The 16,621-nt window shown below is 42.3% G+C and carries 13 protein-coding genes, 2 tRNA genes and 1 rRNA gene; 7 read left to right on the forward strand and 9 right to left on the reverse strand.

Features of this window, described 5'->3' with window-relative positions; genetic code table 11:
* Nucleotides 1-25: 25 nt before the first annotated feature.
* Nucleotides 26-1,099 (forward strand): DNA polymerase III subunit delta, encoded by a 1,074-nt coding sequence (gene holA / locus ACI2JM_RS03635; protein WP_404642177.1) that lies wholly within the window; start codon nucleotides 26-28, stop codon nucleotides 1,097-1,099.
* Here holA and ACI2JM_RS03640 read toward each other — a convergent pair whose 3' ends face one another.
* Nucleotides 1,100-1,558, reverse strand: a complete 459-nt coding sequence (locus ACI2JM_RS03640; protein WP_404642179.1) for an Imm63 family immunity protein — start codon at nucleotides 1,556-1,558, stop codon at nucleotides 1,100-1,102.
* A gap of 153 nt (nucleotides 1,559-1,711) precedes the next feature.
* On the opposite strand from ACI2JM_RS03640, the gene ACI2JM_RS03645 reads away from it, so the two are divergent.
* From ACI2JM_RS03645 to ACI2JM_RS03660, 4 genes are all read left to right on the forward strand, one after another.
* A complete protein-coding gene (locus tag ACI2JM_RS03645; RefSeq protein WP_404642181.1) occupies nucleotides 1,712-3,052 on the forward strand; it encodes an efflux RND transporter periplasmic adaptor subunit in 1,341 nt (446 codons plus the stop codon).
* Nucleotides 3,053-3,250: 198 nt separating this feature from the next.
* Complete coding sequence (locus tag ACI2JM_RS03650) at nucleotides 3,251-5,200, forward strand: MacB family efflux pump subunit (protein WP_404642213.1); 1,950 nt, start codon at nucleotides 3,251-3,253, stop codon at nucleotides 5,198-5,200.
* Between the two features lie 334 nt (nucleotides 5,201-5,534).
* Nucleotides 5,535-5,610, forward strand: a tRNA-Lys gene (locus ACI2JM_RS03655).
* A gap of 160 nt (nucleotides 5,611-5,770) precedes the next feature.
* Nucleotides 5,771-5,846 (forward strand) — tRNA-Lys (locus tag ACI2JM_RS03660).
* Nucleotides 5,847-5,909: 63 nt separating this feature from the next.
* Here the strand turns inward: ACI2JM_RS03660 and ACI2JM_RS03665 are convergent.
* Both ACI2JM_RS03665 and ACI2JM_RS03670 read right to left on the reverse strand, forming a co-directional pair.
* The gene (locus tag ACI2JM_RS03665; RefSeq protein ID WP_404642183.1) at nucleotides 5,910-6,698 is read right to left on the reverse strand and encodes an MBL fold metallo-hydrolase; all 789 of its coding nucleotides are present in this window, start codon (nucleotides 6,696-6,698) and stop codon (nucleotides 5,910-5,912) included.
* Between the two features lie 244 nt (nucleotides 6,699-6,942).
* Nucleotides 6,943-9,030 carry a catalase gene (locus tag ACI2JM_RS03670; protein WP_404642185.1) on the reverse strand — a complete coding sequence of 696 codons (2,088 nt, stop codon included), beginning with the start codon at nucleotides 9,028-9,030 and terminating at the stop codon, nucleotides 6,943-6,945.
* A gap of 295 nt (nucleotides 9,031-9,325) precedes the next feature.
* On the opposite strand from ACI2JM_RS03670, the gene ACI2JM_RS03675 reads away from it, so the two are divergent.
* Both ACI2JM_RS03675 and ppc read left to right on the forward strand, forming a co-directional pair.
* Nucleotides 9,326-10,117 (forward strand): dienelactone hydrolase family protein, encoded by a 792-nt coding sequence (locus tag ACI2JM_RS03675; protein WP_404642187.1) that lies wholly within the window; start codon nucleotides 9,326-9,328, stop codon nucleotides 10,115-10,117.
* A gap of 94 nt (nucleotides 10,118-10,211) precedes the next feature.
* Nucleotides 10,212-13,001, forward strand: a complete 2,790-nt coding sequence (ppc, locus tag ACI2JM_RS03680; protein WP_404642189.1) for a phosphoenolpyruvate carboxylase — start codon at nucleotides 10,212-10,214, stop codon at nucleotides 12,999-13,001.
* Nucleotides 13,002-13,095: 94 nt separating this feature from the next.
* On the opposite strand, the gene ACI2JM_RS03685 is transcribed toward ppc, so the two are convergent.
* From ACI2JM_RS03685 to rrf, 6 genes are all read right to left on the reverse strand, one after another.
* Nucleotides 13,096-13,749: a DUF938 domain-containing protein gene (locus ACI2JM_RS03685; protein ID WP_404642191.1), complete on the reverse strand. Its 654-nt coding sequence runs from the start codon at nucleotides 13,747-13,749 to the stop codon at nucleotides 13,096-13,098.
* 74 nt (nucleotides 13,750-13,823) lie between these two features.
* A complete protein-coding gene (locus ACI2JM_RS03690) occupies nucleotides 13,824-14,288 on the reverse strand; it encodes a flavodoxin family protein (RefSeq protein ID WP_404642193.1) in 465 nt (154 codons plus the stop codon).
* A gap of 36 nt (nucleotides 14,289-14,324) precedes the next feature.
* Nucleotides 14,325-14,735 (reverse strand): OsmC family protein, encoded by a 411-nt coding sequence (locus ACI2JM_RS03695; RefSeq protein WP_404642195.1) that lies wholly within the window; start codon nucleotides 14,733-14,735, stop codon nucleotides 14,325-14,327.
* A gap of 167 nt (nucleotides 14,736-14,902) precedes the next feature.
* On the reverse strand, nucleotides 14,903-15,547 hold the full coding sequence (locus ACI2JM_RS03700; RefSeq protein WP_404642197.1) for a transglycosylase domain-containing protein: 645 nt from the start codon (nucleotides 15,545-15,547) through the stop codon (nucleotides 14,903-14,905).
* Nucleotides 15,544-16,038 (reverse strand): hypothetical protein, encoded by a 495-nt coding sequence (locus ACI2JM_RS03705; RefSeq protein WP_404642199.1) that lies wholly within the window; start codon nucleotides 16,036-16,038, stop codon nucleotides 15,544-15,546. The genes ACI2JM_RS03700 and ACI2JM_RS03705 overlap by 4 nt, the downstream gene beginning before the upstream one ends.
* Before the next feature lie 232 nt (nucleotides 16,039-16,270).
* A 5S ribosomal RNA gene (gene rrf / locus ACI2JM_RS03710) occupies nucleotides 16,271-16,385 on the reverse strand.
* Nucleotides 16,386-16,621 lie beyond the last annotated feature (236 nt).

Here is a 16,621-nt window from a genome sequence, read left to right on the forward strand (position 1 = left end):
CATCAATCTGTGTACTTATTACCCTATGCAAGATACCTTTATACAAGCCTACCCAAAGCTACTACAGCCTTCCGTTGCAGTCGCTGGCTTGTGGCTGGCGCATGGTGATGAGCCACTACTCAGTCAATGGCTCATCGATGCCCTGCGACCACATTGGCGCGCGCAGAATTACGCGATTAAGCGTATTGAGCTGATATCAGTCAAGAGCTGGCAAGAAGTATTGTCAGAGCTTGGTAGCCAGTCTTTATTTGATGATGCCAGTGCACTCATCGTGACGGGTAACCATAAGCCTGACAAGGCGGTCATCACTGAGCTTGAGCGCTTTGCCGTTGAAGCTCAAACAGGGACGCACAGTCATAGCTTATTATGGCTCACGCCCAAGCAAGACAAACGAGCGCAAAGCAGCAAGTGGTTTACGCCATTTGCTCAATATGGTCATGTCATTGATTGCAATTTATATAATGAGCAGCAACGACAGCAGCTACTGCAAATACAAGCTCAGCAGTTTGGTTTACGGCTATCGCAAGAGGCGTGGCAGCTGCTTATGTCGCATACTGAGCACCATCTGCTAAGCGCTTATCAGACCTTATGGCGTCTCTCCTATTTATTTGCGCCGCAGCTAGTCGCTAAGAATATTGAGGCTAGTCAACAGACTGACCATTCTACACAACTTCCAAACAATGTTGCCTTAGACATTAAGGATTTACAAGCCGCGTTGGTCAGTGATGCACAGTTTAGCGTCTTTGATTTATCGGATGCAATGCTTGCCGGTAACAGCACTCAAGTCGCCAAAATCATGTTTCAGCTGAAAGCCACCGACGAGCCAACCACCTTGGTATTATGGGCGGTTAGTAAAGACATGCGGCAAATTATGCAATTGATGGATGGGCAAGATCCGCAAGCGCTTGGTATTTGGCGTAGCAAACAAGGGTTGTACCAGCAAGCTTGCCGTCGCCAGTCAAAAGCGCAAACGGCTGAATGGCCTGCCCTGCTTTATAAATGTGACCAAGCCATCAAAGGACTCGTGCGTCAGCCAGCGTGGGAGTTATTATTGCAGGCAGCGTTAGAGCTATCTGGAAAGCGTTTGTTTGTCGTTTAATCATTTGAAGAAATTTAACAACTTGTTTAACCAAGTTTTCTTATCGTAAGTTCTGTTATTAACTGAATAAGGAAAGTTTTTTAAAGTTTCTGTTATATCTGCTTCTTTTTTTCTACCCCATTCATGATTTAGCTGCGTCATAAGTTCAATTTGCTTATTAAAGCGTATAACTCTTTGATCTTCACTCATGACACTATTCTCTTGCTCATACTCGCCTGCTACCCTAGACGTTACCATCTCAAAAAACTCATAAATGAAATCATCTACATCTAAAAAAGATTCTCTAGATAACTCACTACCGCGCTCACATATTACATAGTGGTAATAGCCACCGCTTATCTCCAAGTGTGGCTCACCAAATCCAGAAGGCATATCTCTTAAAATAACATCATCAATATTTAGCCCTATCTTTTTACTATAATCGTTAATTATTTTTTGAATTTGCTGATGGTTTAACATTACATTCTTCCTTTGTTTATTATTTCCATAATATAGTCTGCCTTATCTCTACTGCTGAACTTCTTAACCTTTCTTAAACTAATTACCATTCCCTTTTGGACTTCAAGCCTCTACTATATGTACACTTGATTTCATTGTGACTGGATTGTTGTTATGCGCAAAATAAGCAAAAAGTCTGCTATCAAATGGGGTGTCATCGCCTTAATCATCGTAGCATTAGGGGCTTTGGCCTATACTTTTTTAAAACCAGAGGAAGAAAAACCCAGTTATTTAACCGCACCTGTTGAGGTTGGTGATATCGAAAACAATGTCATGGCATCAGGTAAAGTTAAAGCACTTAATACCGTTGATGTCGGTGCACAGGTTTCTGGTGAGGTCACAAACCTCTATGTAGAAGTGGGTGACGAGGTGAAACAAGGCGATTTGATTGCACAGATTGATCAAGTGACTCAGAAGAACAGCCTGAGCAATGAACAAGCCAGTCTTGAGCAAAGCGAAGCCGCGCTACAAAGTGCGCAAGCAGAATCGTTAAGCAAACAAGCTAGTCTAAAAAGTGCCTATGCTGATCTTGCCAGCCGTCAGTCTGAGCTTAAACAAGCACAGTCTGATTTTGCACGTTTGCAAGACTTAGTCGCTATCGATGCTATCTCACAACAAGAATATGATACGCAAGCGACCAGTGTCGAGACCGCAAAAGCAGCCGTTGCCAATGCACGCGCTGCTATTGATACGGCACAAGCCGCCATTGCAACAGCCACTGCAAACATTAATAGCCAACAAGCAGCATTACGAAAGTCTCAAACCAATGTCGCAACGGCTCAAGAAGACCTTAGCTATACAACGATTCGCGCGCCAATATCAGGTACTGTCGTCTCAGTGACCACAGAGCAAGGCACGACGGTCAATGCCAATCAAACAGCCCCGACCATCGTAACCTTAGCAGATTTGTCTACTGTTAGAATCAACGCACAAATCTCCGAAGCCGATGTTATCAATGTCAATGCTGGTATGCCCGCCTACTTTAATATCATCGGTAATCCAGACAAGCAGTATGATGCGACACTGACAGCTATTGAGCCGGCACCTGAGGAAATTAGCAAGACCAGCTCAACCGATTCTGCAATCTACTATGTTGGCTACGTAGAAGTAGCTAACCCTGAGCGATTATTTCGTATTGATATGACCGCCCAGATTTATATCATCATCGATCAAGCCAAAGACGCGTTGCTTGTGCCATCAGCAGCCATACAAGAAAGACCCGCGAAAAATCAAACTGAAGGTCAAGCAAAAACCAGCAAGGTTGTACGCGTACTAAATGATGACGGCACAGTAGAACCTCGCACAGTAGAAGTGGGCATTGATAACCGAGTAAATGCGCAAATTTTGAGTGGTGTGAAGGAAGGTGAGCAAGTCATCATCGGCGAAGGTAGTGCCAATGCTTCAGGTAAAGGTGGTGGTCGTACTCGTATACCTGGTGGTACTCCAAGGATGTAATTAATTCTTTGACTATGTTAACGATGGAGGGGCTGAAAAACCTTGGCCCTTTCATCATGACACTCACTATCTTTGATTAAAGACATTGCTATGACTATATCTCAATCTACTAAACAGCCGACTGACAGCAGTAGCGCTTCGATAGAAAACGACTCACCGAATAATATCAATACTGCAGCTACCGCTGACAAGCCCATTATGGAGCTGTCGGGTATTATTCGAGAGTTTGCTGCCGGCGAGCAAACCATTCGCGTATTGCACGAAGTTAATTTAACGATTAATCAAGGTGAAATGGTCGCGATTATCGGGCAATCTGGCTCTGGTAAGTCTACATTAATGAATATCTTGGGTTGCTTAGATCAGGCGACAGCAGGTGACTATAAGATTTATGGCCAATCAGCAAACAAGCTAGAGGCAGATGAATTGGCTGAGTTACGCCGAGAGCATTTTGGCTTTATCTTTCAGCGTTATCATCTGCTTGGTGATATCAGTGCTAAGGACAATGTCGCTGTCCCTGCCGTATATGCTGGTATGAATACTGAGGCACGAATCAATCGCGCAGAAAAGCTCTTGACCGATCTAGGTCTTGGTGAAAAGGTAAATAATCGTCCTAGCCAGCTCTCAGGCGGCCAACAGCAGCGTGTTTCTGTTGCTCGCGCTCTGATGAATGGTGGCGATGTCATCTTAGCTGATGAGCCAACTGGTGCACTAGATAGCAAATCTGGCGAAGACGTGATGGCGATCTTACATGATCTAAATGCTAAAGGTCATACCATCATTATGGTCACTCATGATCCCAAACTTGCTGCCCAAGCCGAACGAGTTATTGAGTTAAAAGATGGCTACGTCATTGCAGATTACAAAACTGAGCATTATAAACCGACAACTCAACACCCAGAATCTATCCTCGGTGGACATCGTAAAAGTGCCTTCGGAAGCTTTGTGGATCGTTTGCTCGAAGCTTTTAAAATGTCCTTACTTGCCATGCGTGCACACAAGATGCGCACCTTACTGACCATGTTAGGCATTATCATCGGTATCGCTGCGGTTGTGTCTATCGTTGGTCTTGGTCAAGGCTCTCAGCAGCAAATTCTCGCAAATATTAGCTCGCTAGGAACCAATACCATCACCGTCAATGACGGCTACCCTAGAGGCGACCCGCGACGTAAATATAATGACGACAACCTCACACCAGAAGATGCAGAAGCGGTCAGCAGTCAACCGTATGTTATCAATGTGAGCCCTCAAGTCAATACCAGCTCTAGCGTACGCTATCGCAGCGTGCAGGAAGACTCGACCATCAATGGTGTTGGTGAGTATTATCTAGAGGTCACTGGTGAGACGCTGGCATTAGGTCAAGGTTTCGATTCGCAAAGTATCGACCTTCGCAGTCAAGATATTATTATCGATGACAATGCCAAGAGTGCTTTTTTTGCAGATATAGATAACCCTATCGGAGAAGTCATACTCATCGGTAGTGTGCCTGGACGCGTGGTTGGCGTCCTTGAGGCAAGCGACGGTGGCTTTGGACCAAGTAGCACGACACCCGTCATATATATGCCTTATACCACTGTGATGTCACGTATAACTGGTAGTGCAAATATTGATAGTTTTATAGCACTGTTAGATGATAGTGTCTCATCTAGTGTAGCTGAGTCAGCTATTTCCGACATAATAGAAGGTCGCCATGGTAAAGATGATTTTAATATTATTAACTCAGATTCTATTCGTCAGACCATTGAATCGACCACAGGTACTATGACACTGCTCATCTCATCGGTTGCTGTTATCTCATTGATCGTTGGTGGTATTGGCGTGATGAATATTATGCTAGTATCGGTCACGGAACGCACTAATGAAATTGGGGTACGTATGGCAGTTGGGGCTCGTCAAAACGATATCATGCAGCAGTTTTTGATAGAAGCCGTACTCGTCTGTATTTTGGGCGGCTTATTAGGTATTGGAGTAGCATTTGCTATCGGTGAAATCATTAATAATTTTGCTGGTGATAGCTTTAAAGTGATTTACTCACCAACCTCTATCATTGCTGCCTTTATTTGTTCAACCTTGATTGGCGTTGTCTTCGGCTTTTTACCAGCACGTAATGCAGCCAAGTTAGATCCTGTTGAAGCACTTTCTAGAGATTAACCGCTATTTGCCAAATATCAGACAGTCGAATACGGCATTTCCTTTAAATTCACTGATAAACGTTAATAAAATGCATATTTTTTACTTTAATTGCACTTTTTTTATATTACGGGGTTGTAATTGTCCTGATAGTGTATATAATGTGCTCTCACGTTTAGGGATAGAAATTCTTTAAACGTTGAAACAAACTTAATGCCTCTTTTAATGTTGATTGACCTAATATTAAAAATTAAGTTTAAAGACATTTTTTAGATGTCTAGTTTTAATAAGTTTGCCTTTAAGGAAATTTATCTTGCAGAGTTAAAAAAGCCATGCTTTTTTTATACACTCTTCAGGGCCGATAGCTCAGTTGGTAGAGCAGTTGACTTTTAATCAATTGGTCCCGCGTTCGAGTCGCGGTCGGCCCACCATATTTAGTATTATGCTTGTTATGTACATTGCCCTATCAGGTATTGGCATAATAAGTAACAAAGTTTAAGAAGCTTTCTTTTAGAAAACTTCACCGAATTTACGAAGTTGTAAATTCACTTGCAGAGCTAAAAAAAGCCATGCTTTTTTATACACTCTTCAGGGCCGATAGCTCAGTTGGTAGAGCAGTTGACTTTTAATCAATTGGTCCCGCGTTCGAGTCGCGGTCGGCCCACCATATTTAGAAAGCCCAGTCATTATATTAATAGTGACTGGGCTTTTTTTTGTTTAAAATTTCACTTTATTTTTTACGGTTTCGTTTAAAAATAGTGAAGTCAGCGTCTTTTCGCCACAGTAACTTATGCTTAATCGTGTCTTTGATCGTCCGTGGATGCTTGGGTGCTTGCGTAATCAGCATATCAAAAGTTGCTGCATCTATTGCCAGCTCACATCCATGTGCCATCATAACCATAGATGGTTTCAACGCCTTTATTCTTTGTAGTGACTGAATATAGACTTTAGGATCATAAATAGGAAAAGGCGCCACGAACTTATGACGCAGTTTGATAATGAGGTCGGCCGTATAGACTTGGCGACTTGGTACATGAAATAGAGACAAGTCACGATCTGTATGTCCGGGTGTTTCCAGTACTTGCCATTCATCAAATTTCGGCACACTATCCCCATCTTTAACGATAATATCAGGCGTAAGATGGGCGGGATAATACAGGTTCTTAAGGGAGCGACCTTGACGTCTCGCCACATAATGCGCAAGATTTATATCCACAAAATGCATGGCATGCCCACCGATACCGCTATACCATTGACGCTTTTTTTCTGCCGAAACAATGATACAGCCCGTCTCTTTTCTAAATTGATGAGCGCCGCCTGCATGATCAGGATGCATATGGGTCACCACGACGACTTTTAGATCGCTGATTGGTCGCTGTAACCTCGTTCTAATATAATCTAATACCATCGCTACATCAGGGCGGCAACCACCGTCCAGCAGCATAATTTTATCTGGATATACCGCAAGATAAGTACTTTGGATATATCCTTCTAAACGTACAATTTCACATAAACTCATTTGCATTCCCTGCTACATTATTGCTCACTGTTATAGTATCCCTACTATAGGAGACGCTTTTAACGCGCCTTAATAGGATTTAGTATAACGCCCACCATTCAACTTGTAATGACTTTGAGTGAACGCTTGTGACTATAAATTGCTTTTTTATAAAACTTACAATAAAAAAACCCAGCGCTAAGGCTGAGTTTTCGTTAAATCGGTAAAATTTTAAAAGTATCAGAAGTTCAAACTTAATACTACCTTATGCCAAATCACGAACCTTTGGCTCACGTTCCCACAGACGAGATTTGGCATTCTCAATAAAGCTATCCAATTCAGCCAGTGGCGTCACGAAACTGTCTTTTTCGATAGGTAATTTACTTAAGATAAACTCATCAGTCGCGCCGCAATAAGCAATGGCTTTGCAATGACCATACGCATCGTTGAACCAATCTAATGCTGAGCTGTCTTTTGCTAACTTCTTAGCTTGCTCTGGCATAATGATACTAACGACCGCATCAAACATCACTGATGGACCGCCAGCGAGGCGCTCATCTGCTTGTATGCGAGTGTCGTCATCTAAGACAACCTCCTTATTGGGCGCAACGATTTTCACACTAGCGCCCTGCGCTTTTGCTGCCTCTTCAAACTTTTTGATTTCACTATGCTTGGAGCCTTCAGCGACCAAGATACCAATCAAACGGCCTTTTAGACTTTTCGGCGTTAGACCAATCGTTTGTACTGCTTTCGATGTCGCCATATCCTGTATAGGAGCAGCGGCATCAGCAGGCTCTGGCAGTTCCATACCTAGCGCTGTTGCCACACGATTTGCCAAGTCTTCATCTATATGCGGCAGATGGCTCAGCATACGCGTACGTACATGTGCCGTATCTACTTTACCTAGCTCAAAGGCATAAGCAGAAGCAATGTGCGCTTGCTCAACTGGCGTCTGGCTGCGATAGAACATCCGCGGTTGACTATAATGATCGGCAAAACTTTCTGCACGCACGCGACCTTTCACACCATCATCCAACTGCTCATGGAATGATTCAAAGCCACGCTTGGCGCTTTCACGTGGTCTGGTTGGGTCTAAACTTTGCGGCTCATAAAGTGTGCGAGTTTTAGGGACTTGCATCTGCATATGACCATCTTGCTGATTATTGGCAAACGGGCATTTCGGCGCGTTGATTGGGATTTGGGCAAAGTTAGGCGAACCTAAACGTGATAACTGGGTGTCTAGATAACTGAACAAACGACCTTGTAATAATGGATCGTTACTGAAGTCGATACCTGGTGGCAGATGCGACGGACAGAACGCCACTTGTTCCGTTTCTGCAAAGAAATTATCCGGATAACGGTTTAGCACCATTTTACCCACGACTTTCACTGGCACCATCTCTTCTGGAATCAATTTGGTGGCATCTAGATGATCAAACGGGAACTTATCAGCTTCTTCTTCAGTAAATAACTGGACGCCAAACTCCCATTCAGGATAGTCGCCATTATTAATGGCTTCAAATAAATCACGGCGATGATAATCAGGGTCAGCGCCTGAGATTTTTACCGCCTCATCCCACGTGGTTGACTGTACACCGAGTACAGGTTTCCAATGGAAACGGACAAAGGTACTCTTGCCTTCTTTGTTGATTAAACGATAGCTGTGAATACCAAAGCCTTCCATCATGCGTAAACTGCGTGGTAGTGCACGATCACTCATCAGCCAAATTAAATTATGCATGGTCTCAGGACTTAATGACACAAAGTCCCAAAACGTATCATGTGCAGAGGCCGCTTGCGGGAAGCCGCGATCAGGCTCTGGTTTGACAGCATGAATAAGATCTGGAAACTTCATCGCATCTTGAATAAAGAAAATCGGCATGTTGTTACCAACGATGTCCCAATTGCCTTCTTCGGTATAAATTTTTACGGCAAAACCACGCACATCACGTGGCGTATCTTTTGAGCCTTTGTTACCAGCAACAGTAGAAAAACGGGTAAATAAAGGCGTCTGTTTACCTGTTTCAGTCAAAATTTTCGCCGTGGTATATTTTTCGAGCGACTCAGTGAGTTCAAAATAACCGTGAGCAGCACTACCACGCGCATGAACGATACGCTCAGGAATACGCTCATGGTCAAAATGATGAATTTTTTCTCGTAATACAAAGTCCTCTAGCAATGTGGGGCCACGTGCGCCTGCTTTTAGAGAGTTTTGATTGTCAGAGATGACGACACCTTGTTGGGTCGTTAGCACTTTAGTGTCATCCCCTGCGCGCTGGTGAGTCTCACCGCCATTGCCACGTTCCGTATTCATATCTTTAGCGGGGTCAGTATGATCAATATTATTTTTCATTATGCATCCTAGCTAGTAATTAAAAGTAGGCTCTGTACCGAGCTATCTTTAATATTAGCCAAAAAATATGACTAATTCATGGCACTCCTTGTTGATATTTGGTTAAAGTTTGCAGCCGTGATAAAGCCGTAATTTCAGTGTATTTAAAGAGAGCTTCAACGTTGACGATAGATTCTTGTCATGTAGTGATTTTTTAAGGTATGCTCTTAGGAAGCATTAAAACAGTTGATAAATAAAATGGGCATGGTTTTAGCCAACTATTTATCTTTTTTATACGATTATAAGGCGACCTACCATGTTATCAACTTTAAAGACTCCGTCCAAAAAACCTTATCACTCATTGCTAATGGGTGCGTCAATCGGACTAATGGCACTGACTTTCAGCCAAACAGCTGCCGCTATTACAACCAAAAATATTACCTATACCGTGGATGATCAAGCATACGAAGGCTATTATGCCAAAGCCGACAAAGCGAATGCGCCTTTTATTCTACTCATTCATGACTGGGATGGATTGACAGACTATGAGCGCAAACGTGCTGATATGTTAGCAGGCGAGGGCTACAACGTATTGGCGGCAGACATGTTCGGGCAAGGCGTTCGCCCTACTTCTATTGAAGAAAACAAACGCTTAACTGGGGAGTTATACGATGATCGCAATAAAATGCGCCGCATACTTCAAGGTGCGCTGAATGCTGGAAGACTACAAGGTAATGATGTGCGTAAAGGCACTACCATGGGATATTGTTTTGGCGGTACCGTTGCTCTGGAGCTGGCGCGCTCAGGATTTGAGCAAAAAGCATTTGTACCCTTCCATGGTGCCTTTGATATTCCAACGGGTCAAAGTTATGACAAGACAACTGGAGAAATCTTAGTATTCCATGGCTCTGCTGATGAATCTGTCTCTTTAGAGAGCTTCGCAACTTTGGGTAAGACGCTAGAAGCCGCCAACGTACCGCATGAGATGGTGACATATAGTGGTGCACCACATGCCTTTAGCGTATTTGGCAGTGATAGATATAATGCACGTGCAGATGAGCGCTCGTGGAAACGCTATTTGGATTTTTTAGCAAATGAATATAAATAACTTTAATTCATATTTTATAGGAACAGCGACCCTTAATTATTAACCAACCTATCTCATTGATAAATGAGTCGATTAGAAGCCAAGGAAGCCAATTATGTTATTGAAGAACGACTTATTGCGTGCGCGTGTTAGATTGTTAGGCGCATTTTTAGGTGAGGCCATTTCTCGCCAATCTGGGGAGGATACCCTACGTACTATCGAAACATTGCGCAAAGGCTTTATTCAGGAGCGCCGTGAGCATAATCCAGCACACAAACAGCAGCTGATCGATCTTATTGCCTCATTAGACAATCAAACCTTAAAAAACGTCATTCGGGCATTCTCTATTTACTTTTTCCTCGCCAATTTAACGGAAGAAAACTATCTGCGTGAGCAACGCCGTACTATGCGTGCTCAGTCCAATCAAAGCTGGGAAGGATCCTTTCGCCGCACCTTGTTAGAATGCCGTGAGCGGCAAATCGAACCTGCGCAAATCAAAGAGCTTATTGATCACCTTAAATTTATTCCTGTTTTTACGGCTCATCCTACCGAAGCCCGTAGACGCACCACCATGAATATCTTGCAGACCCTCTATGAGCATACCGATGCCATGAGCGACTATTCCGAAGGTAGCCTAGCCTTTATGCAAGCTAAGCAAAAGACAGCAGAAACCATTGACTTACTGTGGTCATCAGACGAAGTTCGCAGCCGAAAACCTTTGGTTTATGATGAAATAAACAACGGCTTACACTATTTTGATGCCAGCTTATTCACTGCCATTCCCAAAGTATATCGTAATATAAAAGACGCTATCGTCGATATCTATCCTGAGTTAATCGACTACCCTTTACCCGCCTTTGTCAGTTTTGGCTCTTGGATTGGCGGCGATAGAGATGGCAATCCATTCGTCACCCATGAAACCACTGAAATGGCGGTATTGATGCATGCCAATACTGTACTGCGTCATTATCAAGTATTGGTCAGAAAATTGCGTCGTGAGCTGATTCATAGCGATACTATCGCCGATATCGCGCCAGAGATTTATACCCGTATCAAAGACTACAGCACACTCGATCAAAAAGTCTTTTGCTACAATCCTGATGATTACAATAATGAGCCGTACCGAAGATTGCTGTCCATTATTCTGGCTAAAATAAAAGCGACCAACCAGCATATCCAAAGCCAAGGCACAGATGAGGAGGCTGCAAAAGAGGCTTACTCAACACCGACGGCCTTGCTAGATGATTTACGCCTTATTCGCAAAAGTGTCAATACTCATGACAAAGCACATGGCGAAGGCTTACTGCTTGATACTATTCGTCTAGTCAAAACCTGCGGCTTTCATTTGGCTGCGCTGGATATTCGTCAAGATTCAGGTTATCACGGCGAAGTTATTGCAGATATTTTTGCTAGCGCCTCGAATCTGCCCGACTATCGTACCCTCAGCGAAACAGAGCGCCAAGAATGGCTAACCCGTTTGCTAGAAAAGCCGGGTGCACCGCTGATTTATACCGACAATTTAAGCGCGCAAACACATGAGCAGCTTGCTCTAATGAATTCTGTCGCTAAACTGCGTAAACTGGTTGGCGACGATACTTTTGGTAGCTATGTAATTTCGATGACCAATAATGCCAGTCAGCTGTTAGAAGTGCTGCTTCTGATGCGTTTTGCAGGCTTATCGGGTATTGATAAGAACGGGCATTTATTTTCTGCCCTACCAGTTGCGCCATTGTTTGAAACTATCGAAGATTTAAAAAATATCGATAAAATTATGCCAATGGTGTTGGACAATCCGCTGTATCGTCAGTTACTTGAGCACTCAGGAAACATTCAAGAGATTATGCTTGGCTACTCAGACTCTTCTAAAGATGGCGGCATTATTACCTCCGCTTGGCAGTTATATAGTGCCCAGCAAACCATCACCGATATCGCCAATCAATATGGTATCACCACCCGCCTGTTCCATGGTCGTGGTGGTTCCGTCAGTCGTGGTGGTGGCTCAACCCATCAAGCCATCGCCGCTCAGCCTGCTGGCACTTTACATGGACAGATCAAGTTCACTGAACAAGGCGAAGTGCTCTATGCCAAGTATGCCAATCCAGATACCGCCGTGTTTGAATTAACCATGGGAATCACGGGGGCGCTAAAAGCCAGCTCGTCACGATTTGTCGAACAACCCAAACAGCTAGATAGCTATGAAGCGTTGTTTGCTGATTTGGCAGATGCAGGCGAACAGCAATATCGAGAGCTGACGGATAATACAGAGGGCTTCTATCAGTTTTATTCTGAGGCCACGCCAGTACAAGAGATTTCATTACTCAATATTGGCTCGCGTCCTGCTCACCGTAAAAAAGGACTGCCGAGCAAATCGACGATTCGGGCGATACCGTGGGTATTTGGCTGGTCATTGGCACGCTTTACCCTTCCCGCTTGGTATGGCGTGGGCAGTGCTTTAGATAGCGTCAAAAAAGACGAAGCGTTAATGAAAGAGATGAATAAAAACTGGCCATTTTTCAATGTCTTTATCAGTAATATTGAAATGGCTTTTACAAAATCCGAGATGAATATCGCCCGTGCATACAGTCAACTGTGTAAAGACGAAAGCTTACGTGAGCAAGTCATGCAGGCAGTAATTGATGAGCATGAACTGACGCACGCAGGTCTCAACTCCTTGCTAGAGCAGGCGTCTTTACTCTCAAACCAACAAGAATTGGCTAATTCATTAGAATGGCGTAACGCCTATTTAGATCCCATCAACTACATCCAGATTGAGCTACTCAAGCGTATGCGCCAGCCTGATAACGCTAGTGATGATAAATTGGAAAATAACGAGAGACTGGCTGTCGAAGATGCATTGATTCGTAGTATCAATGCTTTGGCAGCAGGGCTACGCAATACAGGTTAGTATTTATAAATAGGTTGGTCTTTACGGATTCGAACTTATAAAAAGCTGAGTTGATTCATAGTGTTATCACAGTGAACCAACTCAGCTTTTTACGTTAATAGAGTTTTTCAAATACTAATATTTGATTGTTAGATGGCATCTCATAACGCGTATTTAACGTTAAATGATGTGTATTTGCCAAATCTATAATGTCTTCTAAATGACGGATACCACTGTTAGCATCGCGCTGGCGTAAGCTATGGTCAAACTGACGATTGCTTGCGCTGCTATAAATGCCATTTTCGTTAAAGGGTCCATAAACGATGAATTTACCATTTAAGGGTAGCATATCACCGACCAATTGGAATAATTTAGCCACTAAAGTCCACGACATAATATGCAAGGTATTGGCGGTAAATACTGCATCATAAGGCGCATCGGCAACCTCATTGACTGGCACTGAGTTACACGATACATCAAAAGTGATCGGTGCATATAAATTAGGGGCAAGATAAGCATTATGCCAAGCATTGATAGTGGCGTGATTGACAAACACATCACTGGTCTGCCATGTTAAATGAGTCAATCTAGGGGCAAAATACACACTATGCTGACCCGTACCTGACCCAACCTCTAACACATGAATAGAACCTTGCAACTCTTGCTGTAAAACTTCTAGAATCGGCTGTTTATTATTTTCACACGCTTGAGAAAATGCTATTCCAGCAGGAGCAATCGATTGGCTACTATCTAAATCATCATTCAACACTGCTAATATCCTTATATGTCTTCATTACTGTAGCTTTGATATTAATAATGGCGACAAGCAAAGCGTCGAAAAAACTAATAAATACCCGCTTCTACCCCAGCTGCCAGTGTCATCGCTAGCTCTTCGACTTGCTCAGTAAATGCTTCTTGCCAATCACCTTGCAAAATCAGCGCTTCTTGAATCCATGACCAGCGCAAACCAGTGGTAATGGTTTTGAGCGCAAGCTTAGTACCTGTCCCATCATGCCCAGCTCGAATATATACCGCAAAAGGCATGCCTTGTTTCTTCTCTAACACAGGGTAATAACAACGATCAAAGAAATCCTTGGTCAGCCCTGCCATATAGGCCAAATTCTCAGTCGTGCCTAACAATAACGCATCAGCAGCTAGCACATCTTCAGGTTGCGTATCTTGAGGAGATTTAAGTACGACTTTGATATCTATATCAGGGTGATTGGCACCATCGTAGGCCGCTTGTGCTAATTTTTTAGTATTCGGCGATGGCGCATGAGCGACGATAAGCAAAGTTTTGCTAGCCATATTAATCACCCTTATAGAGGTTAGTAGTTTTTGGAATCAATAACTCTTAGAATGAATAGTCACTTTTTGAATGATATCAGGATGGATACTTTTAGCAACCGGACAAGTAAGCGCGGTGTTATAGAATATCTTTGTCGTTTTTTCATCTAATGGTTGATTAAAAGTAATCGTGACATGTACTTCGCTAACACATCTTGGATCAGCAGCCATTATTTTAGTCACTTCAGCGGTAGTACCTGCAATATCGATATCCATATCACGGGCTTTGATACCGATAATGGTTAGCATACAACTGGCTAAGCTGGTCGCCAATAAATCAGTTGGTGAAAACGCCTCGCCCTTGCCCTCATTATCAACTGGTGCATCGGTGATGATTTCATTATTTGATTGTAAATGAATAGCGGTAGTACGTAGGTCACCTTGATAAGTTACTTTTGAAGTTGTCATTGGGTTCTCTTATATATTGCTATTTGATAATTATGTTATTAGATGACTTCTTTTTAGAAGATTTTGAATAGGATATTAACAGGTGATAGATATTTCATATATATTAGTCTGAGTATATCACTTTAGTCTTAAATACCTTTTAGAGGAGAAGCTTCCATTTAATTTCCTTAAGCTGCAGCATTCATCTCTTGCTGCTCTAATTTTTTAGCCAGTCGTTGATGTCTTTTTCTAATATAAGAAACTCGATGATTGAATTTTGTTTCCCATTTATCGATATTAACTGAAGGTTGTGGATACTTTAGTCTAGCCATGATTGAAATAATTTGCGTTTCAGATACAAGTCGTAGATTATAGCCAGCTAGGTTGGATATCCCCTCTGTTCCTTTACAGTCATGACCGTAATAAGCGATAGCTAAATAAGCTCTTGCAATGTCAATTTTTTTTCTTTTCCTAACGAGAATTACTGCCAAAATTTGCTCTTTTAGTTTTCTTTTAAGAGAGTAAGAATAGTCACCTGTTACCACACGAACGAACTGCTGTTCGATGGTACTAGCACCTTGTATTCGATGGTTAAAAAAAACTTTGCAAATAGCTCTGAGCATACCAATTTGGTCAACTCCATAATGAAAATCTGACCTATGATCTTCTGCCGCTATGTAAGAGATATAAAAATCAGGTATTTCTACACATTTTTTATCAGTTAGATTCATACATTCATTTAACTTATATTTTATTTGAAAAATATTAAATGTTAAACATATGTAACCTAAAATAATTATTGGAATCGTTACAACAAAGTAAATATATCTCAAAACGGTTCCTTTTGAAATCTTACCGTACCATCTTGATCTGCAACCGTTGATTGAAAATTTCCTGTCATTTCTAATTTGGAATTAACTAATAGTTCATAAAAATTAGTAGAATCACGATCATGTCCATTCTCTACTGCATGTAGACAGACTTTATCCTTGCTAAGATAGTTTTTCTCGATATATCCTTCAAGCAGTGCTCTAGTTCTATATTTTCCAACATATTCCCGTATGCCAGATGAAGAATTCTCATAAACTTTTTCAGCACTACCTTTTAGCACGTTACCTTCACGCCAAATCATTATTACGTATCTTAAAATCATACCATCATAAGGACGATATGCACTATTCACCGTAGTCATTTCTACATACCAACGACCTGTAATATCTGGTATTGGAAATAGCTTTTCTTTAGCCACAAAGAAAAGACAGGTTAAACTGATACCTCCGATTATTGTAGCGAATATGTCAGCCCAGAAACTATTGAAGTCCATTCACAACCCTTTATTATTTTACATTTATATACAGTATGGCACTGTTTCATATTCATAGGAAATATAATAAATAAAGAACTTTAGATACTACATATTTACTGAAATCATCCCCCCCCCTATACTGAAATCACCCCCACCCTAATTCTATTAAATAAATTGAACCACCCCAAACCCGCAGCCAAAAGAAAACCCCCTCCGACATAAGTCGGAGGGGGTTTTACTTTAAATAGAGAGCTGACGATGACCTACTCTCACATGGACGAATCCACACTACCATTGGCGCAACGATGTTTCACTTCTGAGTTCGGGAAGGGATCAGGTGGGGCCATCGCGCTATTGTCGTCAGCAAAGGGGGTTAGATATGAGTCTGTTATTTTTATTGTTTGACGTCAAGTGTTTAGCCTGTTGTCGATCAACTTGTAACCTAACTGAATCAAGGTTAAAGGTGATATCGAAATATTCTTTCTTTTATTCTAAAGCTTTCGCTTTACAAGATAGATTAATTAGAGCTTTCATACAAACCACTTGGGTGTTGTATGGTCAAGCCAAACGAGCAATTAGTACAGGTTAGCTACATGCATCG

This window comes from Psychrobacter sp. NPDC064578 (genome assembly GCF_044901245.1).
Lineage (GTDB): Bacteria > Pseudomonadota > Gammaproteobacteria > Pseudomonadales > Moraxellaceae > Psychrobacter > Psychrobacter cibarius_C.